This window comes from Paenibacillus swuensis (assembly GCF_001644605.1).
Classification (GTDB): domain Bacteria; phylum Bacillota; class Bacilli; order Paenibacillales; family DY6; genus Paenibacillus_N; species Paenibacillus_N swuensis.
Map to the genome: position 1 here is coordinate 1,002,707 of NZ_CP011388.1, position 23,448 is coordinate 1,026,154.

Genomic DNA, 23,448 nt, shown 5'->3' on the forward strand with positions numbered 1-23,448 from the left:
AATCGCCCCGCTCGCGCGCTCACCCGGGCCACGGCCCCTTTTGTAGCGATATCGCTACTATCGCGCCTCACCGCAGCTTCGCCAAGGGCATTTGTAGCGTTTCCGCTACAAATCGCCCCGCTCGCACGCTCGCCCGGGCCACGGCGCCGGCTCCGCCAAGCCGCCAAAAAAACCGCAACCTTCGGCTCACGCCAAGGCTGCGGTTTTTCTAGTTCTTCATGCGCGGATCCAACACATCGCGCAAGCCGTCTCCCATCAAGTTGAACCCGAGCACGGTCAACATGATGGATAAACCCGGGAACAACACCGTCCACGGGGCTTTCTGAATGAACTGTCGGGAATCCGACAGCATCTTGCCCCATTCCGGTTCCGGCGGCTGCGCGCCCATGCCCAAAAACCCAAGCGCCGCGGCCTCAATAATCGCCGTAGCTACACCCAGCGTCCCGGCCACTATAACCGGGCCCAGACAGTTCGGCAGAATGTGATGCAGCAGGATGCGCCCATTCTTCATACCGAGCGCCTTAGCGGCGGTGATATACTCTTCCTCGCGCAAACTGAGCACCCGCGCCCGCACCAACCGGCCGAACACCGGCACGTTGATGATGGCGATGGCGAGCAGGGAATTTTGCAAGGAAGGTCCGAGGGCCGCCACAATCGCAATCGCCAACAGGATGCTCGGGAACGCCAGCAAAATATCGAAAAACCGCGAAATCAGCATATCCAGCCATCGACCGTAAAATCCGGCGACAATGCCCAGGAACACTCCGACGATGATGGAAACCACCACGGAGCTCGTTCCTACCCACAAAGAAATACGCGTCCCGTACACAATCCGCGAGAACAGATCCCGGCCCAGATCATCGGTGCCGAACCAGTGCTGGGCGCTGGGCTTTTGCAATCGGTCCATTAACACCTGTTCCTTGTAGTCATACTGCGTGATGACAGGCGCCAACAGCGCAATCACCACAAAAAACACAATAATACACAACCCAATCATCGCCAGCTTGTTCCGCCGGAAGCTCCGCCATCCGTCACGCCAAGGGGAAGATATCTCGGCTTTGGCTGCAGGCGGCTTCAAGTGAACATCTAATGCCGTTTGAGACATGCTTATCCCTCCTATTTGTAGCTGATTCTTGGATCGACGGCGGCGTACAGAAGGTCCACCAGCAGATTAATGAGCACGAAGATGAATGCGATAATCAGGATGCCGGATTGAATGACAGGATAGTCCCGGGCACTGATCGCGTCAAAAATATAACGTCCCACACCCGGCCAAGCGAAGATCGTCTCCGTCAACACCGCCCCGCCGAGCAGCAACCCCGTCTGCAGACCAATCACCGTCAGCACGGGGATAAAAGCGTTACGCAACGCATGCTTGTAGATGACCCAGAACTGGGACATCCCCTTGGCGCGTGCGGTACGGATATAGTCCGCGCGCAACACATCCAGCATCGACGAACGCGTCATACGCGCAATTATCGCCATCGGGATCGTACCGAGCGCGATTCCCGGCAGGATGAGATGCTTGATGACCGTCCACAGCTGATCCCAACGTCCGGCCAGCATGGCGTCAATCATATAGATATTGGTGATGGACTCCACCGGGTCCCGCGGATTCATCCGCCCGATTGACGGCAGCCATTTCAGCTCCAACGCGAAGATCCACTGTTCCATCAGCCCCAGCCAGAATATGGGCATCGAGACCCCAATAAGCGCAATCAACATGCTGATATAATCAAACCATGAATTTTGCTTCCAAGCGCTGAGGATGCCGGCATTGACCCCGACAAACACCGCAATCGCCATACTTACGAGTGTCAGTTCCAGCGTAGCCGCAAGGTACGGTATAATTTCCTCGGTTATAGCGGTGCGTGTCCGAATCGAAGTCCCCAGATCGCCCGCGAATAAGTTACCTAAATAATCGCCGTATTGAATATAAAGCGGTTGATCTAATTTCAGTTGTTTACGCAAGGCTTCCTTGGATTCCACACTTGCTTTTTCTCCGAGAATGACCTCAGCCGGATCGCCCGGAATTGCGTGAATAATGGAGAATACGATAATCGTCATCCCTAACAGGACCGGAATCAACATGAATAACCGTCGAACCGTATAATTCAGCATAAGGTCGCTCCTTACTTCTTAAGATGTTCTGTCCTGTTTCATTGCCAAAAAAATAAAAAGCGGCAGGCAGACACCTGCCGCCGCTTTCCTGACTATTCGAAGTACACGTCGCTGTAAGTTTCCGATCCTGTCGGGGAAGGTACATACCCTTTCAGGTTGGCTTTACCCGCCAAGAGCGGTGTGGAGTGAACAAGCGGCACCCACGGCGCATCTTGCTTGATCAACACTTGCGCTTGCTTGTAAAGCTCTTCGCGTTTCGCCGAATCTGTCTCGGATTGGCCCGCCGTCAATAGCTTGTTCACTTCTTCGTTGTTGTAGAAAGCATAGTTGTTGCTGCCGATTGCATCCTTGTGAAGCAGCGTGAACAGGAAGTTATCCGGATCCCCGTTATCACCGGTCCAGCCTAACATGAAAATATCATCTTTCTCACCGGCTTTAGCGTCATCCAGATACGTTGCCCACTCCGGGGATTCGATCTTCGTTTTCACACCAATTTTGGCAAAATCAGCCTGAATCGCCTCAGCCACTTTCTTGCCGTCCGGCATATACGGACGCGCTACCGGCATCGCGTAGAACGTGATTTCTTCCGGCAGACCGTTCGCATAGCCTGCTTCCGCAAGCAACGACTTCGCCTTCTCCAGATCGTATGGGTAATCCTGAACATCCCCGTTATAGCCTAATGTGGAAGGCGGCATCGGGTTCACAGCCGGCTCGGCCAATCCGCCGTAGAACGCTTCAATAATGCCTTGTTTGTTAATCGCGTGGCTTAACGCTACGCGCACTTTCGGATTGTCAAAAGGCTTCTTCTTGTTGTTGAAACCAAGGTAGCCTACGTTGAATGAAGAACGAACAATTTTCTGAAGCTCTGTATTGCCTTCCAGTACCGACAGATCATCTGGATTTACGCCTTCCATCAGATCAATCTCACCGTTCTGCAGCGCCGTAAAGCGAGCGGAGTTCTCCGGGATAACGCGGAAGATCACCTTGTTCAGCTTCGGCTTGCCTTCTTGCCAGTACGTCGCGTTCTTCTCCAGCGTAATGGAATCATTGCGTTTCCATTCTTTGAACATGAACGGGCCGGTACCTACAGGCTCATCCTTGTACTTCGCTTTCTTGTCCTGAATCGCTTTCGGGGAGCCGATAGCGAAGGACGGCATGGCGATGTTTTGCAGGAATGGGGCTTGCGGCTTCACCAATGTAAATTTCACCGTGGACGGATCCACAGCTTCAACCGACTTGATCACACGGCTGCCGTCCGGGCCAAACATGGAATCGTAGTAATCGAAGGAGTCGCCTTCGAATTTAAACGCCGATTTCGGATCACTCCAGCGCGTGAAGTTAAATACTACCGCATCCGCGTTGAAATCCGTTCCGTCATGGAACTTCACGCCTTGACGAAGCTTGAACGTGTAGGTCAGGCCGTCCGCGGAACCTTCCCAGCTCTCCGCCAGCAGTCCTTCGATTTCCGTCGTACCCGCTTTATAGCCTAGCAAACCTTCCATCACTTGCTCCGTTACCTTAAGCGATTCCCCGTCGGTGACGATGGCTGCGTCCAAGGAAGCAGAGTCGCCCCCGCGCGCCGTGATGAGCGTATCTTGACCTTTAGCCGCAGTGTCCTCAGCCGGTGTTTCCGTCTTGGCCGGTTCGTTGCCCCCGTTAGCTGGTGCGTTGGCCCCATTGTTGTTGCTGCATCCTGTAAATACAATCGTTGCGGCAAGTACCAGGGTTGCTGTAGATGTTAACCATTTTGCCAAAATACTCTCCTCCTCTTCATCTCTCATATATCTGTAATCCCCCCACGCATGGTCTATGGGTAGAGATGACATGCGACGCCATGACCTTCCGAAAGCTGCTGTAGTACGGGCCTCTTCTCCTTGCACACGTCCATGGCGTGAGGGCAGCGCGTATGAAATACGCAGCCTTGCGGCGCATCCGCCGGATTCGGCACTTCGCCTTGCAGAATGATGCGTTCTTTCCTCATCGTCGGGTCGGGATCAGGCACAGCCGACAGCAGCGCTTGGGTGTAAGGATGCTTGGGCGCGCTGTACAACGATTTGGTGTCCGCCAGCTCGACAATATTCCCCAGATACATGACCGCCACCCGATTGCAAAAATGCTTCACCACGCTCAAATCATGCGCAATAAACACATAGGTGAGCTCGAATTCGTCACGCAGGTCCTGCATCAGGTTCAGGATCTGGGATTGAATGGATACGTCCAGCGCGGATACCGGTTCATCGGCAACGATCAGCTTCGGATTCAACATCAAGGCACGCGCGATGGCGATCCGCTGACGTTGTCCTCCCGAGAATTGATGCGGGTAGCGATCCAGCTGCGATGGGTTTAACCCTACCGTTTGCATCACTTGTTCCACGCGCTTGCGGCGTTCGCTGCTGTTGCCCATGTTGTGGACGATGAGCGGTTCTTCGAGAATCTTCCGGACTTTGTGCCGGGGATTAAGCGAAGCGAACGGATCCTGGAAGATCATCTGCATATCGCGGCGAACCCTGCGCATCTTCTCATCCGAGAAACCCGTCACATCTTCGCCTTCAAAAAGCACCCTCCCCGCCGTCGGCTCAATCAGCCGGAGCAGCGTGCGGCCGGTTGTGGACTTGCCGCATCCGCTCTCGCCGACAATGCCGAACACTTCCCCTTTACGAACCTGAAAGGATACATTGTCCACGGCCTTCACTTGTCCGGTTTCGCGTTGGAGAAGGCCTGTGCGTATGGGGAAATAAGTCTTTAGCGAATCGACTTCCAGCAAATTCACGCTCAATTCGCCACCTCCTGTTCCGTGTTCAACCAGCAACGGGAGCGGTGGCTGTGGGTTGGAGCTTGGCCTTGTCCCTGACTTTGACCTCCGGTAGCCAACAGCTCCGGGAGCTCCGTTCGGCAGCGGTCCATCACGTACTCGCAGCGTGGCGCGAAGCGGCAGCCTTCCCTAATCGTTCCGGGCATCGGTACGTTACCGGGAATGGAATAGAGCCGCTTCACATCTTCGCTCAGCTTAGGAATAGACCGAATCAATCCTTGCGTGTACGGATGCTGCGGCCGGGTGAAGATCTCACTGACCGTCCCCTCTTCCACCACTTTCCCCGCATACATGACCACGACCCGGTGACAAATTTCGGCGACGACGCCAAGATCATGCGTAATCATGAGGATTGCTGTTCCTGTTTCTTCGTTCAGCTTCTTCATGAGATCGAGGATCTGCGCCTGTATGGTTACATCCAACGCTGTTGTCGGCTCATCGGCGATCAATAACTCCGGCTCGCAGCATAAGGCGATAGCGATCATCACCCTTTGGCGCATTCCGCCTGACAACTGATGGGGATATTCCTTCACGATTTTGTCAGCCCGGGCAATGCCGACCTTCTTCAACATCACCACAGCCTGCTCCATCGCTTGCTTCTTGTTGATCTTACGATGGATGCGCAACGTCTCGGCAATCTGTTCACCAATGGTCAATAAAGGGTTAAGCGAAGTCATCGGTTCTTGAAAAATCATGGAAATCTGATTGCCGCGAATGGACTTCATCCGTTTTTCCTTGGCTTTCGTTAAATCTTCGTCCTTGAATAGAATCGTCCCGCCTGCAATCTTGCCCGGGGGCTTGGGGATTAACTGCATGATGGACAGCGAGGTTACGCTCTTGCCGCAGCCGGATTCACCAACCACGCCTACAATCTCGCCTTGTCTTATGTATAGGTCCACGCCGTCAACCGCGGGAATCTCGCCCCGGTCGGTTACGAAATGAGTATGTAAATCTTGAATGTGGAGAAGGTTCGTTCCCATGCGCTAATCTCCTTCTTGTGAAATGAAAACTCTTATGTAGGATGTGAGGAAATATGTCATGTTCTAACCATATTAAGGATAATAAGATGTTAATAGTATAGGGCTCGAAAGAATTTTCTGTCAATTGCAAATTTTATAGTCGAATGAAATCGCTGTCACTATCACAATATGTAAGTCTACTTGACGAAGAAAATATATTTATCCCGTGAATCATCTGAATCTTATAGGACTTGAAGGCTAAATGTTGTAGCGAATCACATCTTAAATCAGAAGCAGCTATAAAATGTCCACATTATAGATGTAATTCACTATTTAAATAGGCGGATTGAACTAAAACTATCGACATAACCGTTGTAGAAGTAGTGAAATGCTACTTAAAATGCCAATGTGTGGACTATGACCATAAACAAGTAGTGAAACGCTACTTAAAAAACCTTTATCGAGGTCTCTCAAGCTGGGCGAACGTGTTCTTGGCTCTGTTGGAAACTAAAGAGTTCACGCGCGAGGCTGGATCATGTTGCTTGGTCAACTGCCAAGTATTAAATGCATTCAGCGCCGATGCTGGGTTATCCCAATAAATCAGGTAAAGATTATTTTATTTCCGGTGCTGGGTTGTCCCAAAGAATCAGGTAAAAATAATATTCGTTCTTTTCAAAAAATCACTTGTAATAAGAACATTTGTTTGGTATTATATGACATGTATAGAACGTTTGTTCCTATGTTGCGTAAGGGGAGTGAGGATTGTGTCTACTCATGTAGTAACTTTCGATCAATTTAAGCGCAAATATCATGATGAAGCTTCATGTGTTCCCATCCTGATCTCAATCAAGTGGCCCAACGGTTACCGCTGTCCACGTTGTGATTGCGTTGATGCCTATGTTATCACTACACGTCGGCTACCTCTGTATGAATGCCGCAACTGCAAGTATCAAGCTTCTCTTCTCGTGGGGACCATTATGCAAGGAAGCCGCACCTTACTTCATAAATGGTTTCAAGCTTTATTTCTCATTGCTAACCCTTCTACTTCAATCAACGCGGTGGAATTAGCCACCGTCATTCAAGTCACTTATAAGACGGCTTGGTTGATCCTTCATAAACTTCGCCATGCCATTCAGCAAGGAGATGCAAAGCAGCTGCTCACAGGACTTGTCGAAGTGATTTCAGCTGAGTACAATCCGTGCAATTTCCATATTAAAGGCTTTAAGACGATTCGGAACGAGCAGCCATTTGTTGGAGGGGCTTCTCTTAACTTCTATGGTGAAGTTTCCTATGTTAAGTTAAAGCATGTTTTTATAGCCAAACATCATCCTAACAAAGAACTTAGTTATTGGGATTATTCCAATTTCATTGAGACTCATGTTAGTAGTTCTGTCCGAGTTCCTTTTATTCATTACGGTTCCAAAAAGTATAACGCATGCGACACATTAAATATCATTTGTGATTCTGTTCCTGTTAGAATCAACGAGCGTTATTACGGAGTAAGCGACAAACATTTGCAATCGTATCTCGATGAAGTATCCTACCGCATCAATCATTCGTTGAAGCCGAACCGTGCGGTGTCGAGGTTATTTCGGTTGTTCATTGATACACCTGCTGTTACTTATAAACAACTCATTTCACGCAAACCGATGTGCTTACATGTACAGGTTGCCTAACTAACGGACAAACATTTAACTATTCATCTTTGCTTCTCTAAACACATTAATCCTCATTTCCCAAATTTCACGGCAATTCCGTGCATAGCTGCGGCAACTTCATTGCCTTTTTCAATCACACCACTGAGCCTTCGGGATAACCTAGCATCCCAGTTCTTCGATCACACCACTGAGCCTTCGGGATAACCCAGCATTCCAGTTCTTCGATCACACCACTGAGCCTTCGGGATAACCCAGCATTCCAGTTCTTCGATCACACCACTGAGCCTTCGGGATAACCCAGCATTCAAGTTTATTAAGTAAGTATCATGAACCCCCCTAAAGAAGTGCAAACCCTAGTACCACCCGAATTTTATATACTTCCTATCATTTTTAAAAAAACCGCAGGACGGACAATGCCGCCTGCGGTTCAATCATTATTTACTCAGCTTCACAGTAAGCGGCGCGGACAAAGGGGAAACATTCCCGCTGTGATCCACCGCTTTAATGGCGAAGCTGTGCGTTTCCTTCTTCTTCAGGTAAATGATCGGCGCGTAAGGGTGCTTCACAATCAACACCTTGCGGCCGTCAACGTACACTTCATAGTGCTTCACACCGTCGTTGTCGGTGGAGGGCGTCCATTTCAGCACGCCGATATAGTCGGTGATTCGCGTCGCTTTCAGCGCTGTCGGCGCGCTCGGCGGCTGCAGGTCCGGCTCCAGATGTACGCTCATTTCGTGGATGGACCACCAGCTGCCCGAAGTGCCGGTCTGCACAATCCTGATGTAACGGGCATCGACATTCTTGAATGCGATATCCGTAACGGTGTTCCCGGTACCGACCGCTACAGCGGAGCCCCAAGTCGTCCCGTCCTGCGAGACGTATACCTCGTAACCCGGCGCATAATCGTTCGCCGATCCGGACGCGTCCAGCACGATGCGGTTGAACTTGGACTTGGCGCCCAAGTCCAGGGTGAACGTCTGTCCCCCCGCCATCGACTGGCCGGAGCTCCATCGCGTGGACGCAACACCATCGAACGCGTTCGCCGCCGGCGACTCCGCGAAGCTTGGCGACGACGTCGCGGTCCACGCCGTACGCGGCAGACGGGTCGAAGCTTTCGTCTTCACGGTCAGCGGCTCGCTCGCCGGGGAGACATTCCCCGCGCGGTCCTTCGCCGTTACCGTGAACGTATAGCTCGTGCTTCCCGCAAGCCCCGTTGCCGTCCAGCCGGTTGAGGCGGCTGATCCGACTTTCACGCCGTCCCGATATACATCGTAACCGGCAACGCCCACGTTATCCGTCGCGGCTGTCCACTCCAGGGAGACCGCGTCCTCCGTTGCGTAAAGTGATCTCAAAGCGGACGGAGAGCTCGGAGCTTCCACATCGCTGATAACCGATTCGATCGTCAGATTGTCGAAGAAAGCGAAGTTGTATTGCGCGCCCAGTGCGATTGTGCCAAACGTGATCGCGGCATCCAGACCGTCGAACAACACCGTGTCCGTCGCGTTCTGGCGGCCTGTAACGGTCAACTTCCCGTCCTTGATCTGGATGATCAGCTTCGCGCCGGCTTTAAGGCTGTAGTTGCTGAATGTGCCCAATTCCGCACGGTTGCCGCCCGTAATCGCATACAGCTTCAGCGTGTTATTGTCGTTCCCGCCGGTTTCCAGCAGGTAGCTGTTGCCCGCATCCTGGTACTGGAAAAACACCCTAATTAGATTCGCATCCCCCGTGCCCCAAGCATTCACATCCACCTCGTAGCGCACATCGCCCGAGAACGAATCCCCGGTGTACACAGCCAACGCGTCGCCGCCCCAATTGCCGGTCTGCAGCGTACCGCCTGACAATTCCGCCTGGGATAAACTCCAACCTTCCAACGCAGTCCCGTCAAAAGCTTGCGTATACGTCTTTTTGCTATCCACGGCAGGCGTAGTCACCGAAAGTTCCGCCGGTACGGATTTATTACCGGTACCGTCCACCGCTTCCACACGGAATGTATAATTGGTAGCTTTGGTCAGATTCTTAACGGCATAAGCAGTTAACTCCGTAAAGCCTTGCAACTCACCGTTTACATATACGTTATAGCTGCTTACGCCCACGTTATCTTCGGCCGCTTGCCATGTCAGTGTGGCCAATGTCGTAGTCAGTTCAGCCGCTTGCAAGCTGCCCGGGGAGGTAGGCGCCTCGGTATCCGGACCGGTCAACCCGCTATCCACCAACACACTAACGTTATCGGCAAAAGATTGCGTGCCCGCCGCACCGACGCCCACCTGACCTGATGTAAATGAAGTGTCCGTCACTTGGTCGAACAGCACCGTTTCCGCTCCCCCGCGGGTTCCGGTTACCTTAATGGATCCGCCCGCGCTATAGGTAACTCCGATGACCGGCCAATCCCATTTGTTGATCGAGAAGGAACTTGAATAGGTGGCCAATGAAGCGGCCGTACCGTTGATAACCTTCACCAGCTCAACCGTATTCGTCTCACCCCCGCCAAACTGAACATAATACGTGTTGTCCGCGTCCTGTCGGTTGAAATAGACACGGGTTTTGCCGTAGTTATCCGCGCCGTCAGTCTGCAGCGCCACATTGTAGATGTACTTCCCTTGAGCGCCCGCCGAGAAAGCGCGTCCCGTATAGAATGCATTCCCCTCGCTCCCCCAACCCGTCAGCTTCAACCGGCCGTATTCCAGAGAACCGTTGTTCAGCGCCCAGCCGGCCGCGGTGTTGCTGTCGAAGTTTTCCGCATATCCGTCAAAGGTCTGCGCCCTGACTTCATCGCTAAATGCGGAATTGTTGAGGTTCGTGTCTTTAGCGCGTATTTTGAACGTATAGGCCGATGCTTTCTTGAGCCCTTTCACCGTAAAGGTGGTCGCACCGTATGTGGAACCCGCTTTCTTCGAGCCGTTCCAGATTTCGTATTCCATTACACGCGTGTTGTCCGTTGAGCCGACCCACGAAAGCGTCACGGAATTCGTCGTTCGCGATTCCACCGTAAGAGCTGTCGGCGTGGACGGCGCTTCGGCATCCATTTCGCGGAATGCCGGATTCACCAGCGGCGCGCGGCGCTCTCCGCCTCCTCCGATGGTATCCGGAGCGCTGTTGTCCACGATATGGAGCTTGCTGATCAGCTTCACCATATCGTCGTAGTAGGCTTTGGATGCGCCTTGACCGCCGGATTGATTGAAGGAGAAACCGTAGTGCTCCTCAAACTCATGACGAGCCTCCGTAGACAAGGAGAACGCATAGGCATCCCAGCCCGTGTCGTCCGCGATATAGGCGCCGTAATCCTGGAGCGCATGGAAGAACTTCTTGCCGACTTCACTCGTTAAGCCCAGACTTTCCACCGTTTCTCCGGGCTGAATCGCCATTAACGCCCCCATCTGAAGCTTTGGGTTCGCTCCTTTATAGTTGCCTGAGGCGTAGCTGTCCGATCGGTCCGCAGGCCAGCGGAATCCTGGTGTGGTGTCTTCAGCCGCGTTGTAATACAGGTATTTCCCCCATACGTTCAGCTTCAGAACATGGGAGATCGGCGCATCGCCGGTGAGCTCTCCATGGCGCAAGGAACCGCCGAAGCCGGACAATCCGGAACCCCAATGCGTTCCGTAGATTCCTGTGCCTTGAATGTCTTCATTCGGCATCTTCTGGTAGCCGTAAACCGGTCCGCCTACCACGTTCCGGCACAGCGGCTCGATAGAGATCAGCGAGCGCCCGTCCGGCTTCAGAAACGTGGACACATTGTTCGGTGTCTCGTAGACCCCGCCGGTGGTAATCGTATCCGCTACGAGGATATCATCCGCGATATGCATCGTCGCTTCCCCTTCACCCGGCTTGGTGCCCTGGCAACGGTCCGTCCATCCGCCGGGCGAATAAATCGTCCTTACCGGATCGGTGGCGTAGGTCTTGAAATGCCATTCGTCATCCGAATGCACATAGCCCTGACCCGGTAAATTAGCCGGCTGGTAGTCCGCTCCGCTGCCGATTGGCGTGTTCCAAATGCTGTCCTGGGAGAACGGCTGCAGCCACGGATCACGCGGAGAATCGGTGACGTAGGTAGCCGCTGTCACCGTCTGGGAAGCCGCGGGAGCCTGCAAAGGCGGTGCCTCGGACGTCTCCGCCAGCACCTGGAACGGGGATGCGCTTAGTAACAGGATCCCTGCCATCAGGGTGCGAATCGGTTTCAACTTCATCGTCTGCTTCATCTTCAACTTCATTTTCATAAATTACCTCCTCATAAATGATATCGCTTACATTATAGAGTTGGAAATCTACTCGATACTATAATAGGATTTGGATATTTATAGCACTTTGCAGTTTAGATCTCATGGTCGAATTGACGAAGAGAACGTTATAAAAGCTTAAATCCTTCTATTTCGATCGCCCCGCCTCCTTCGCTACAATGCTGTTATAACCTATTCGTTTATTGGAGGCGCATCACATGAAACCCGTTATTTTTGAGAATACGCAAGTCGTTCTTACCCTGGCCCCAAATTCGCAATCCTTCATTGACTACACCGTTCGTTCCAGCGGACGTACCTTCACGCTGGGCGCTCCCACAGCAGAGATTGACGGGCACACTGTCAAGCTTCAGCCGAGCTCGTTCCGCGTAGCCGCGGAGCCGCGCAGGTTGCGGGGCGGCAGCACGGAATATGCGGCGGAAGCGGCCGTAACCGTGAACGGCGCCGAGCTGCTATTGACGCTCAAGGTGCGCTTAACCGACGACAATCCTGTCGTCCGGTTCCAGTACGCACTGAGCAGTAACGAGCCGCTTCGCCTCACGAAAACCCAGGGCCGCGACGAGCTCACGTACTTTACGCTGTCCCATGCGGAGCTCCCTCAAGCGAAGGAAATTCGCTTTTCGGAGTTCATCGACATGGTCCACAGCTACTGTCTGTCCGAGCTCCCGCTCCGCGAGCGCGATTATGCCCATGGACGCAGCGTCATGGGCCCGATGCTGACTGGCGCGGACGACACGCACGCCTTCTTAACGGCCTATGAACACGGCTCCCAGGTGCCGGACGCGTTCATTGAGTTCCGGCTGCAGCCGGGTCGCGGCGTAGCGCTCGCCGCCGCGAAAGGCAACTACCTGCACGGCCAGCCGCTGCATCGGCCCGGCCATGCCGGGTCGGCCGCCTTCGAAACGGTATGGTTTCAGCTTGCGGCCGTGGAAGGCAATGAAGATCAGCTTGCGGAACAGTACCGCAGCTTCGTCCTGCACGGCATGAGCGAGAATACGGAGAGCCGCAAGCCTTATATTTTCTACAACACCTGGAACCTGCAGGAGCGCACGAAGCATTGGTATAAAGGCAAGTTTCTGGACGCTATGAATCAGGAACGGGTTTTGGCTGAAATTGACAGCGCGCACCGCATGGGAGTGGAGGTGTTCGTCATCGACGCGGGCTGGTTCGAGAAGACGGGAGACTGGCGTGTCAACCGGGAGCGCTTCCCGGACGGACTGAAGTCCATCAAGGCGAAGCTTGACGGTTACGGCATGAAGATGGGACTGTGGTTCGAGCCTACCTCCGCGGCGCTCTCCAGCAGCATGGCCCATAAGCATCACAACGAAGTGATGGGTCGCGGCGGCACCAAGGTGGATCCCCGTCCCGTTTGGGAAACGGAAGAAAGCTACTACATGTGTCTGGTCAGCGACTATGCGGATTCCTTCGCGGATGAGCTCATACGCCTTGTGAAAGAAGTCGGGGTAACGTATTTCAAATGGGACTGGATCGCCCAGTACGGCTGCGATGATCCAACCCATGCCCACGGCGATGATACGCATACGCAAGAGGAGCGAGCGCACCATTACGCGTTCATGATGGGGCGGTATATGTCACGCATCGTGGATAAGCTGTGCGCGGCGTGCCCTGAAGCGATTGTGGATTTTGACGTAACCGAAGGAGAACGCTATGTGGGTCTTGGGTTCCTGTCCTCCGGGAAGTACTTCCTGATTAACAACGGTCCGTACTATCAGAACTATGACCTGCCGGGCGACCTGAATGACGGGAACGGGAACATTTTCTTCTATCCCGGCCCGGCTCGGGGCTGGATTACCCGCACCCCTTTGAATTTGGACAAATGGATTCCGTCGGTGCTTTACCTGACTCACTACTATCCAGACCAACCGTCCTCCCACCAGCTCATCTCGCTCGCGACGCTCATTCTGGGACACAACGGCGTCTGGGGCGACCTGTCCACGGTATCCGATGAAGGTTTGGATAACATGAATTTCATTCTGGACAAGTACAAAAAAGTGCGGGATGATATAACCTCAGCAACCTTGAAATTGACCGGAACCGTAGGCGGGAGTCCTGAAATTTATGAGAAGATTAACGCTGATACAGGCCGGGGCGTTGTGTCGCTTTTTGCCGGATCGCCCGGAACTTACAGTTATATTACAGAGAGACCCGTGAGCCCAATCCGCTATGCCAGCGAGGGTGTGACCGTTACCTATGATCAAGACGGCTACGCGCGAATTGACGCGGAGTTTAGGGAAATGGGCGCACATCTTGTGTTTTTTGGAGTGGAATGAGGAAGTAAAGAAGACCTATGAAAACGTTTTATAAAATAGCGATAACGGACTATGAATAACGAAATTGTTTTATATCGGACGCATTCCCCGTTGAATTAAGATAAAAGTGTAAAGCAGTAGATTAAAAGGGAGGAACACAAATGAAATCACTAAGAACCAAGGGGATTAGCAAGAAAGTCTTGAATACCGCGTTGATCGCTACATTGTTGTTCGTGTCCGCATGCAGCAACAACGGCGGAGGCAATACCGAGACAACCAACGGAAACAAGCCGGCAAACAATGCCGCCAATGCGAACCAACCGGCGGAGACTGTTGATCCGTTGGGTAAATACGCGGAACCGGTCACCATGACCACAGCCAAGGTGTTGGAAGGCGATGTAAAGTTTAAAGAGGGCGAAAGCATCGACAATAACATCCTGGACAAGACGATTGAGCAAGATCTGAATATCAAGATGAAGTATCTATGGACGGCCGCTTCCGACCCGGAAAACACAGAGAAAGTACGTCTGGCGCTCTCCGCGAATCAGGAGCTGCCTGATATGCTTTCCACAAGGGATCCGCTTCTGTTCGGTCAACTGGTGCAATCCGGTAAATATATGCCGATTGAGGAATTGTTCGAGAAATACGCCATCGATTCTTGGAAACAAGCGGCGGAGAAACATCCGGAAACATGGCGCGGTGTTACCGTAGACGGCAAGAAGTATGGTCTGCCCAGCTATAACGTCATCGGCGGCAGCAATGTCATGTGGATTCGCGAAGATTGGTTAAAGAAATTGAACTTGCAAGCACCTAAGACCGTTGACGAGATGGATGCCGTTCTGGATGCCTTCACGAATAAAGATCCGGACGGAGACGGTAAGAAGGATACGTTTGGTACGGTGATCGCCCCTAAGAATGCCGCAATCAACGCCAGTTGGTTAGGAAGCGCGAACTTCGCTTTTGCCGGGGACGGTGCGATTCCGAATGATAATATCTGGATTGAGAATGCGGAAGGCAAGATCTACCAGCCGTTGCTTACGCCCGAAGTGAAACCAGGCTTACAACGTTTGCAAGATTGGATGAAGAAAGGCTATATGCCGAAAGACAGCGGGATCTATGATGAGATGAAGGCCGGTGAAATGTTCACGAAAGGCGATGTCGGCATTGTCTTCGGATCGTATTGGTTATCTGTCTGGCCATTCCCTGACTTGCTGAAGAATGTTCCGGGTTCCGAATTCAAACCATACCCTTATCCTACGGGTAAAGACGGCACGTTAAAGGTAACGAAGGAAAGTCCGATTAACGGCAATATTGTCATGATCAAGAAAGATGCGAAGAATCCGGAAGCGGTTATGAAATACATGAACTGGTTCTACAAAAATTATCTCGATCCGGATAAAGGCTCCAAATACGAATTTGGCTTGGCGGAAGGTTATGATTGGGCAACCGTCGACGGGCAACCTACGAATGACAAAGCCAAGCTGGGTGATGCTTATATTGATGTCGTTCGTATATCCGTTCCGAAAGATTTCAGATTCCCGGATATGTGGGTGGATATGCTTACGAAATTCACCGCGGGCGGCAAGCCGGAAACACCGCTGGAGGTTAAACAATTCGGCGGTGAAGACACCCATTCTCTTGCGGCGGCCAAGATGAATCTGGATATGCTGGCAAGCGGCGCGCAGGTGGATTCCGTTGTCGGGGTTCCTGTAACGAAGACGATGCTTGCGAAGAACTCCATGCTGGATAAGATTCGTAAAGAAACGATTTCCAAAATCATTTACGGTGAAATGACGGTGGACCAATACGACAAGTTCCTTGAGGACTATCGCAAAGCCGGTTACGCCAAGATTGAAGAAGAAGTGAACGAGTGGTACGCCACAACCAAATAACAGTGATAAGACGCGCAAGGGGCAACCCTTGCGCGTCTTCTTTATATCTACAAACTGTTGCGATAATCCTGCGGGGTGACGCCGAAGTGTTTCTTGAACATTTTGATGAAATAGGACGTATTCTGGTACCCGAGCAGCTCGCAGATTTCTTGAATCTTGTGATTGGAATTTTTGAGATAAAAGGCCGACTTGTCCATACGCAGACGATACAGATAATCGCTGATGTTCTCGCCGGTTTCCAGCTTGTACAGCTTGGACAGATAGCCCGGATTCAGGTAAACGTGGTTGGCAATCGCCTGCAGCGACACATCATCCGAGAGACGCTCCTCCATAAATTGCTGCGCCTGCTTGATAATCGCGGTGTTCGCGTTGCGATTCTCACGGTCGAGCTCATCCCGGATAGCGTTCAGGCCGCTAAGCGCCCACTCCCGAAACCGGTCCATAAAGCGCCGCTGCGGTAATTCCAACTCCATTTGCTTTAAACCGATAATGTCGACCAACTGCTTGCCGCTCTTGTGCGCGATGTAATTATAGGCGGAAATGATCGTGTAATACACCTCGTTTATGTGCTCCACCGAGTCCCCCCACTTCACGGACAATTCGGCAAAAATCTGGTCGAGCTTCTCCCCCGCTTCCTCCCATCGTCCCGCTTCCAGCAGTTGACTGAACATCGGCGGCTCATAAAGACTTTGCAAGGATTGAATATACACTTTATTCGCCTGCACCTCTACGGTCTTTAGGAATCCGTTATGCCCCCGGGCAATTTTGCGCATCTCAAGTAACATCGTGTCATAAACCTCGGCGACACCGCTTGGAAACAGGCTTTGGTTGCTGAGCAACACGGTAACGGTTCCCTTGAGATATTGCTTCACGCTGCTCTGTAACTCCGCCGCTTTGCTCTCCAATAAGGCTCTGCCGCTGTCTAATGCTTGCGCTGAATTCGAATCTACCTTGATCAGGAGTACAAGATACGCATGCGTGTCCTTGCCGAACCAAACGTGAAAATCCGCACCGAAAATTTCCTCCGCCATATTAAAAACCGCGTATTCTATCAGATCAATGCCGTAATTCTCGTATTTGAGAAATTCATCTTCCATCCGAAGCAGCAGCATACAATAGCCGTCTCCCGGCCGAAATGGAATTTCCAACAGATGCAGTTTCTCTGACAGGCTGTCGGTATTCATTTTGAATCCGCCTAATAAATCCGTCAATAAGTTGGCTCGCAGCAACGGCAAGTTTTCCTTTAATGTATACGAGGCCCGTTGAAAGGAACTGACCTCTTCCCATTCCTCCGCCAATTCTTCCACCAGACGTCTCACAGTGGCGATCAAATCCTCATTGCTGACCGGCTTTAACAGATAATCGGATGCCTCCGACTGCAATGCCTGCTTCGCGTACTCGAATTCGGCGAAACCCGTCAGCAATACACATTTGGTGCGGCTCTTTAGCGCCTTAAGCTTCCCGATTAGTTCCAACCCGGTCATACCCGGCATCCGGATGTCGGTAATGACCAGATCGATATTCTCCGCCTGGAACCATTCTATTGCTTCGTACGCGGAATAAGCTTTAAACACCTGATCAATCCCCAGCTCCTGCCAGGGAATCCGAATCGCTAACGCGTCTACTACAGATGTCTCGTCGTCTACCAACAATACCTGATACATGGTTCTTGCTCACTCCTGCCTGTCTTTATCTATAGTTTCGTTATCCCGCCACTGAAGCACGAAGCGCATACCGCCGGTCTCGGACCGCTCAATCGCCAATCCCGCGTCCTCCCCGAATCGATAGATCAGTCGTTGATGTACGTTCCAGACGCCATACCCCATCTCCTCATGATGGGAGCCATGGATCTTGTCCAGGAGCGCTTCAAGCGCTTCCTCCGACATCCCGACACCGTTATCTTCAACGATAATGCGGTTGTCCTCCCCTTCTTTAACGCCTGTTATCGTTATGCGGCCGTCGCCGATTTGGGGCTCGATACCGTGAATGACCGAATTTTCCACAATCGGCTGCAGGCTGAGTCTAGGAATTTCCAAGCCCAGCATGCTCTCGGGCACCTTAATTTCATATTCAAGTCTCTGCATCCGAAGATGTTGAATCGCAAGGTAATTCTGTACCAGCTTCATCTCTTCTTCCACAGTAGCTCTTTGATTCTCATTGCGTGTCGTATAGCGGAAGTATTCACCCAGATTAAGCGACATCGCCACCACCGCTTCCTCATCCTTGAGCGTAGCCATATTCATAATATAAAACAAGCAATTATACAGAAAATGCGGATTAATCTGCGACTGAAGCTGTTTGAGCTTCGCTTCCTTTGATTGCAGCTGCTCCGTATACACCTTCTCAATCAAGTGTTGCGTTTCATCCGCCATATAGTTAAAACCGGAGAACAAGTCATCGAATTCGCCCCCGGTTGCTCTCTCCACTCTCACGGAATAATCGCCGTGGCGCATCCGTCTGAAGGCCATGAGCAGTTCCTTAATCGGCACCTGCACGTTTCGATACAACCACATGGAAGCCAAGGTTCCCAGCAGCAGCAAGACGGCTATGGAAGAGTAGAATAAATTCCGGTTCTGCGTAATGGGCGAAAGAATGCTGTTGATCGGCACGACGTCCATCAGGTACCAATCCAGATTATCGGATTTCAGCGCGTTAACCATATAGGCCTGTCCTTCAAACTCGACCGTCTGATTTCGCATGGATTCAAGCGGTTTCGTCCGCAGGAGTTGCATAAGCTGCGCTTTATGTCTTACCGGTTGGTCCGGGTTGGACAAGTCACCGTGAACGGGATGGTACAGGAACGTTTCTCCCGCTTTATTTTGATTAAATTCATGGAGCATGTCCGTTAAGATCTTGGTTGAGAAATAGGCCTTGGTCACTTGCAAAATCTCGCCGGGATCATCCGAGTAATTGTCCACAACATAATGTGTGAATTGGTAACCGGTGTTGGCTCCGCCTTCCGCCTTCTCGTACACCCACATCTTCGGCTTGTTGGTGATAATGTCCTTCAGACGAAATGATTCCTTAGACACCAGATTATTCGGTACGATCAGCCCCGCCTGAGGATAGTACAGCACAATCTGATTCTTCCATTGACTTGCCAGCTGCTGCAGCCTGAGCTTGTGCTCCACCGCGTTGAGGGAAGAAATTTCATTATAGGTTGAGAAATTATTTCGGGCTTGCAGCGATTGTACCGAGTAATCCCTGGCAAAAACAGACGTGAGCACCGCGATCTGATCCGTATTGCTCTCCACCTGATCCATGAAGAAAGACAGCCTGTTATAGTTCAGCTCCTGAATCTGGGTCTTGATGACATTCACGCTTGTCCAATTGGAATAACCGTAAAGCAGGACCACCGGAAACAGGATAAAAGATAACAGTATTAACAGCTTCGAGAATATATTCAGCTTCAAGCTTAGCACGACCCAGACCCCGTTCCCGATAATTGATGAACAAAACGTTATAGATGACCAAATTGTATTCTGGTTCCCGACAAGGCCACAAATTACAATAAAGATATAAATTAATTATACAGCGAATCATACAGAAAAGGAGCCATGCACCGATGAACGACACGAATATTGAAATCCGACCCGTTGCGCCGAAGATGAACCGCAAGAAAATTTCGCGGAGAAGTAATACGCTGCTTTACGCGATGATGCTGCCTGCGGTCATTCTAACTTTTATTTTCTCTTACCTGCCGATCGGCGGTTTAGTGATGGCTTTCCAGGAGTATCAGCCATGGCTCGGTTTTACGAAATCGCCCTGGGTGGGACTTGAGCAGTTCAGAACGATTCTCAGCTTTCCGGATGCGATTCAAGTTATTTGGAATACATTGATTATCGCGAGCGGCAAAATTATCGCCGGACTCATTGTGCCTTTCGTCTTCGCGCTAATGCTGAATGAAGTACGAAACAAGGCGTTTAAAGGAAGCGTCCAAACTCTGGTGTATTTACCTCACTTTCTGTCTTGGGTTATTCTCGGGGGTATTTTGCTGGACTTGTTGTCTCCTTCAGGAGGTCTGGTGAATCGCTTCATCGGGGTATTCGGTATCGAGCCGATTTTCTTCCTGGGTGACGGCGACTGGTTCCGGTTCACGGCGATTGTCAGTGACGTGTGGAAAGAATTCGGATTCTCGACCATTGTTTATCTGGCCGCATTGGCCGGCATTAATCCTTCCCTATACGAGGCGGCCGAGGTGGACGGAGCTTCCCGGTGGAAGCAGACGGTTCATGTCACCATTCCCTCTCTGATACCGATGGCCATCGTGCTGGGTACGCTTTCGCTTGGCAACGTGCTTAACGGCGGCTTCGACCAGATCTTCAACCTCTACAGCTCATTGGTGTATTCCAAAGGCGATATTATTGATACTTACGTGTACCGTATGGGCATTGAGAGCGGTCAACTGAGCTTTGGCGCGGCCTTCGGGTTGTTCAAATCCGTTGTTTCCACCGTATTGATCGTCATTTCTTACGGCTTGGCTTACCGGTACGGAAACTACAGAATCTTCTAGAAGAAAGGATGCCTCCCATGTATTACAAAACAGCGTCATATCGCACGTTCACCGTGTTTAATACCATTCTGATCGCTCTTCTCGGGCTGATGTGCATTCTCCCGCTGGTGCATATTCTTGCGGTGTCTTTCAGTGACAAGGCCTCGGTTAATGCGAATCTGGTCAACTTCTGGCCGGTCGGATTTAACCTCGATGCTTATCAGAAAACCATTAGTAATCCTGTGTTTATCTCGTCTCTGTGGAATTCGTTCGAGCGGGTCATTCTGGGGACGTTCATCTCTATGGCTGTTGTTATTCTCGCGGCTTATCCCCTGTCGAAGGATTCGACCGCTCTTCGGGGGCGCTCGGCGTTCGCATGGTACTTCATCATTACGATGCTGTTTAGCGGCGGATTGGTACCAACCTATATCGTCGTGTCCAAATTGGGGCTGAACAACTCCGTCTGGGCGCTGGTTCTCCCGGGCGCGGTGAGCGTGTGGAACATGATTCTGCTGATGAACTTCTATCGCAATGTGCCTAAGGAGCTGGAGGAAGCGGCTTTCATCGACGGCGCCAATCAGCTGCAAACGTTGTGGAACGTGTATCTGCCCATCTCCAAGCCGGCTCTGGCCACACTGACCCTGTTCACGCTGGTCGGGCACTGGAATTCGTGGTTCGACGGGTTAATTTACATGAACCGGCCGGAGCTGCATCCGTTGGCAACTTACTTGCAGACCATCGTCGTTGAGCAGAATCTGAAGGATCTGATCACGAACGTTCAGGATGCGGATAAGCTGACCCAGCGGTCGGTGAAGGCGGCGCAAATCTTCATCGCGGTGATCCCGGTGCTGCTGGTGTATCCGTTCTTGCAGAAGCATTTTGTGAAGGGCATGGTGCTGGGGGCAGTGAAGGAGTAGGTTTGGTTGTGTGGCGGTAGTTGGCAGGATGAGGGCTAGTGCGGACGGGTTGTACAAGTTGGCTGAGCGAGGAAAGTAATGCGGAAGGATTGTACGAGTTGACTGGTCGGGCGGCTAGTGCCGGCGGGTTGTACGAGTTGGCGAGGCGAGGAGCGTATGGTTATGCTTTTGGAACATATTGTAGGCAAGGAATTCGGAGCTTCCTGTTGCTCGATTTCATATCATGTGAAGGGGCAACCGGTGTATGAGCAGTTGAGCGGGCGGGCAAGTTTTGCGCTGGATGCTCCCGAGATTACAGAGGATACCCTGTTTAATGTAGGCTCGGTTACGAAACCCGTCACGAGCGCGCTTATAGTGAAGCTTGCGGAGTTAGGCTTGGTGTCTCTACACGATTCTGTGCAGCGTTATATACCGGAGTTTAAGTTTGCTGAAGTGACCTTACTGCAACTGTTGACGCACACGAGCGGACTGGACGGGGACATTCAGGTGGAGTGGCCGAAGAAGGGGAAGCGCGATGCGTACCTGAACACCCTTTACGGGATTGACTATTTACGCTACGCGCCGGATGAGGCGAATTCGTATTTCACGTTTGGCTATTCCGTTCTGATGGATGTGCTGGAACGTGTCACAGGGCAGAGCTTGGAGCAATTTGCGCAGGAGCAGTTGTTCGGACCGCTGGGGATGAGGCGGAGCACGTTTGAGCCGGAGCGTGTCTGGGCGAGTGCGGGTGAGGAACGCGAGGATGGGACGGGGCGAAAGCCGGCCACGGACGTTATGCAGACGGATGCGGCTGGAAGCGTTCCAGGAGGGGCAGCTATTAAAGTGCTGCCCCTGCATCAAGAGTCGCTGGAGCCGGAGACGCAGCTCGACGGGCTGGACGTGACGGGCGACAGCGGCTTGCACTCCACGGCGGCCGATCTGATGCGATTCGGCCGCATGCTGTTGGACGGCGGTCGCTATGAGGACCGCCAGATCTTCTCGGGCGCAGCAACGGCGTTGATGCTGCGCGAGGTGACTGGCGGCCGCTTCGGACGGACGCCGCTGTTTTGGAAGCGGACGTCGCGCGATCTGCATGGCGCGACGAACGTGGATGTGCACCGCTGCTTCAGCGACTTCGCCTCTCCGGAGGCGATGGGTCATAACGGCTTCAGCGGGTGCATGTTCTTCCTCGACCCGGCGTGGGACGCGGTCGGGGTGATCTTGACCAACAGCCGGCGCCTGCACAGCGACGGCCGTAACTATGCCAAACTCAGCAACGTGCTGATGAGTTTGGCATAGTTACCATATCGACACGGGCAGCGCATCGGTAAGTTCCGGTCATTCCGACCAGAACTGCATCCGCTGGTCAGCGTGCAAGAGGAGGAGCTGGCTTACGCCCGCTCCTCTTTGTGTTGCAGTTGGTCGAGTCGGAGACATGGGATTTCTTCAACTTGCTCTAATCGCAGGTCATTGGTTACAAATACCTCAGCATTCTCAACAATCGCAGTCGCAATTAACAGAGCATCCGGCATTTTTATTCCATATTTCCCCCTTAAAAAAGCGGCTCTCTCCGCAACTTTCGTGTCAACCGGCGCAACAAATAAATTCGGAAAATGAGCGAACAACAATTTATATTGTTTTTCCAGCGTTAAATTCCCGTCCCGAACCGGCTTTACCAGGATTTCAGCTAATGAAATGGCGGAAGTAACCGCAGTGTATAGTCCTTCTTCAACTTGTTCCAATAATTGCTTGGCTTGCTCCCCAAAGGCCGGATTCTCTTCAAAAACATATATAAAAATATTCGTATCTATCGCTATTTTCTTTACAGAAGAGAAGGGTATCACCATGGATCTCTCTCCTTCCGTATGTACTCGTCCCCGGGTTCACCGGCCCATATTTCTTTGCCAAGACCCCATAACTTTTCGGAAAATGACTTAGGCTTTGGCATCACAATAATGTCCTCATGCACTTCATCATATTGCCATAATAACGTGTCACCTACGGTTAATTTGGCTTTAACCCGAATCTCTTCCGGTATTGTAATTTGATATTTAGTGCGAATCTCGCTTTCTAACTTCAAGATGGAATCCATATCTCACCAACTTCCCGCGTGTCTTAC

At 51.9% G+C, this 23,448-nt stretch carries 16 protein-coding genes; 6 read left to right on the forward strand and 10 right to left on the reverse strand.

Annotated features, from left to right (window positions below; genetic code table 11):
• Nucleotides 1-208: 208 nt before the first annotated feature.
• The 5 genes from SY83_RS04315 to SY83_RS04335 form a co-directional block, all read right to left on the reverse strand.
• On the reverse strand, nt 209-1,105 hold the full coding sequence (locus SY83_RS04315) for an ABC transporter permease (protein WP_068604576.1): 897 nt from the start codon (nt 1,103-1,105) through the stop codon (nt 209-211).
• Between the two features lie 11 nt (nt 1,106-1,116).
• A complete protein-coding gene (locus SY83_RS04320; RefSeq protein WP_068604577.1) occupies nt 1,117-2,121 on the reverse strand; it encodes an ABC transporter permease in 1,005 nt (334 codons plus the stop codon).
• 92 nt (nt 2,122-2,213) lie between these two features.
• Nucleotides 2,214-3,902 (reverse strand): ABC transporter substrate-binding protein, encoded by a 1,689-nt coding sequence (locus SY83_RS04325; protein WP_068604579.1) that lies wholly within the window; start codon nt 3,900-3,902, stop codon nt 2,214-2,216.
• Nucleotides 3,903-3,928: 26 nt separating this feature from the next.
• Nucleotides 3,929-4,897, reverse strand: a complete 969-nt coding sequence (locus SY83_RS04330) for an ABC transporter ATP-binding protein (RefSeq protein WP_068604581.1) — start codon at nt 4,895-4,897, stop codon at nt 3,929-3,931.
• Nucleotides 4,894-5,913 carry an ABC transporter ATP-binding protein gene (locus tag SY83_RS04335; RefSeq protein WP_068604583.1) on the reverse strand — a complete coding sequence of 340 codons (1,020 nt, stop codon included), beginning with the start codon at nt 5,911-5,913 and terminating at the stop codon, nt 4,894-4,896. The genes SY83_RS04330 and SY83_RS04335 overlap by 4 nt, the downstream gene beginning before the upstream one ends.
• 743 nt (nt 5,914-6,656) lie before the next feature.
• On the opposite strand from SY83_RS04335, the gene SY83_RS04340 reads away from it, so the two are divergent.
• Entirely contained in the window at nt 6,657-7,568 is a 912-nt protein-coding gene (locus tag SY83_RS04340; RefSeq protein ID WP_197479969.1) for a transposase, read from the forward strand.
• A 416-nt stretch (nt 7,569-7,984) separates the two neighbouring features.
• Here SY83_RS04340 and SY83_RS04345 read toward each other — a convergent pair whose 3' ends face one another.
• Nucleotides 7,985-11,761 carry a fibronectin type III domain-containing protein gene (locus SY83_RS04345; protein ID WP_068604586.1) on the reverse strand — a complete coding sequence of 1,259 codons (3,777 nt, stop codon included), beginning with the start codon at nt 11,759-11,761 and terminating at the stop codon, nt 7,985-7,987.
• A 218-nt stretch (nt 11,762-11,979) separates the two neighbouring features.
• Between SY83_RS04345 and SY83_RS04350 the strand changes: the two genes are divergently transcribed.
• Together SY83_RS04350 and SY83_RS04355 are read left to right on the forward strand one after the other, a co-directional pair.
• Entirely contained in the window at nt 11,980-14,070 is a 2,091-nt protein-coding gene (locus SY83_RS04350; protein ID WP_068604589.1) for an alpha-galactosidase, read from the forward strand.
• Between the two features lie 140 nt (nt 14,071-14,210).
• Nucleotides 14,211-15,941: a type 2 periplasmic-binding domain-containing protein gene (locus tag SY83_RS04355; RefSeq protein WP_068604591.1), complete on the forward strand. Its 1,731-nt coding sequence runs from the start codon at nt 14,211-14,213 to the stop codon at nt 15,939-15,941.
• 47 nt (nt 15,942-15,988) lie between these two features.
• Here the strand turns inward: SY83_RS04355 and SY83_RS04360 are convergent, their stop codons facing one another.
• Together SY83_RS04360 and SY83_RS04365 are read right to left on the reverse strand one after the other, a co-directional pair.
• Nucleotides 15,989-17,605 (reverse strand): response regulator, encoded by a 1,617-nt coding sequence (locus SY83_RS04360; protein ID WP_068604593.1) that lies wholly within the window; start codon nt 17,603-17,605, stop codon nt 15,989-15,991.
• 9 nt (nt 17,606-17,614) lie between these two features.
• Nucleotides 17,615-19,354, reverse strand: coding sequence for a sensor histidine kinase (locus tag SY83_RS04365; protein ID WP_197479970.1), 1,740 nt, complete (start codon nt 19,352-19,354; stop codon nt 17,615-17,617).
• A gap of 152 nt (nt 19,355-19,506) precedes the next feature.
• Between SY83_RS04365 and SY83_RS04370 the strand changes: the two genes are divergently transcribed.
• From SY83_RS04370 to SY83_RS04380, 3 genes are all read left to right on the forward strand, one after another.
• Nucleotides 19,507-20,454, forward strand: a complete 948-nt coding sequence (locus SY83_RS04370; protein ID WP_068604597.1) for an ABC transporter permease — start codon at nt 19,507-19,509, stop codon at nt 20,452-20,454.
• 17 nt (nt 20,455-20,471) lie between these two features.
• Entirely contained in the window at nt 20,472-21,350 is an 879-nt protein-coding gene (locus tag SY83_RS04375) for a carbohydrate ABC transporter permease (protein ID WP_407944613.1), read from the forward strand.
• 162 nt (nt 21,351-21,512) lie between these two features.
• A complete protein-coding gene (locus SY83_RS04380) occupies nt 21,513-22,628 on the forward strand; it encodes a serine hydrolase domain-containing protein (RefSeq protein WP_068604601.1) in 1,116 nt (371 codons plus the stop codon).
• 92 nt (nt 22,629-22,720) lie between these two features.
• Here SY83_RS04380 and SY83_RS04385 read toward each other — a convergent pair whose 3' ends face one another.
• Nucleotides 22,721-23,176: a type II toxin-antitoxin system VapC family toxin gene (locus SY83_RS04385; protein ID WP_068604602.1), complete on the reverse strand. Its 456-nt coding sequence runs from the start codon at nt 23,174-23,176 to the stop codon at nt 22,721-22,723.
• Complete coding sequence (locus tag SY83_RS04390; RefSeq protein ID WP_197479971.1) at nt 23,170-23,409, reverse strand: AbrB/MazE/SpoVT family DNA-binding domain-containing protein; 240 nt, start codon at nt 23,407-23,409, stop codon at nt 23,170-23,172. The genes SY83_RS04385 and SY83_RS04390 overlap by 7 nt, the downstream gene beginning before the upstream one ends.
• Nucleotides 23,410-23,448 lie beyond the last annotated feature (39 nt).

What these genes read in the sequence shown, in the direction of transcription:
- SY83_RS04325 (WP_068604579.1), bottom strand. Translation starts at nt 3,902, where the DNA reads ATGAGAGATGAAGAGGAGGAGAGTATTTTGGCAAAATGGTTAACATCT.
- SY83_RS04335 (WP_068604583.1), bottom strand. Translation starts at nt 5,913, where the DNA reads ATGGGAACGAACCTTCTCCACATTCAAGATTTACATACTCATTTCGTA.
- SY83_RS04360 (WP_068604593.1), bottom strand. Translation starts at nt 17,605, where the DNA reads ATGTATCAGGTATTGTTGGTAGACGACGAGACATCTGTAGTAGACGCG.
- SY83_RS04355 (WP_068604591.1), top strand. Translation starts at nt 14,211, where the DNA reads ATGAAATCACTAAGAACCAAGGGGATTAGCAAGAAAGTCTTGAATACC.
- SY83_RS04350 (WP_068604589.1), top strand. Translation starts at nt 11,980, where the DNA reads ATGAAACCCGTTATTTTTGAGAATACGCAAGTCGTTCTTACCCTGGCC.
- SY83_RS04345 (WP_068604586.1), bottom strand. Translation starts at nt 11,761, where the DNA reads ATGAAAATGAAGTTGAAGATGAAGCAGACGATGAAGTTGAAACCGATT.
- SY83_RS04315 (WP_068604576.1), bottom strand. Translation starts at nt 1,105, where the DNA reads ATGTCTCAAACGGCATTAGATGTTCACTTGAAGCCGCCTGCAGCCAAA.
- SY83_RS04380 (WP_068604601.1), top strand. Translation starts at nt 21,513, where the DNA reads ATGCTTTTGGAACATATTGTAGGCAAGGAATTCGGAGCTTCCTGTTGC.
- SY83_RS04385 (WP_068604602.1), bottom strand. Translation starts at nt 23,176, where the DNA reads ATGGTGATACCCTTCTCTTCTGTAAAGAAAATAGCGATAGATACGAAT.
- SY83_RS04320 (WP_068604577.1), bottom strand. Translation starts at nt 2,121, where the DNA reads ATGCTGAATTATACGGTTCGACGGTTATTCATGTTGATTCCGGTCCTG.
- SY83_RS04370 (WP_068604597.1), top strand. Translation starts at nt 19,507, where the DNA reads ATGAACGACACGAATATTGAAATCCGACCCGTTGCGCCGAAGATGAAC.
- SY83_RS04375 (WP_407944613.1), top strand. Translation starts at nt 20,472, where the DNA reads ATGTATTACAAAACAGCGTCATATCGCACGTTCACCGTGTTTAATACC.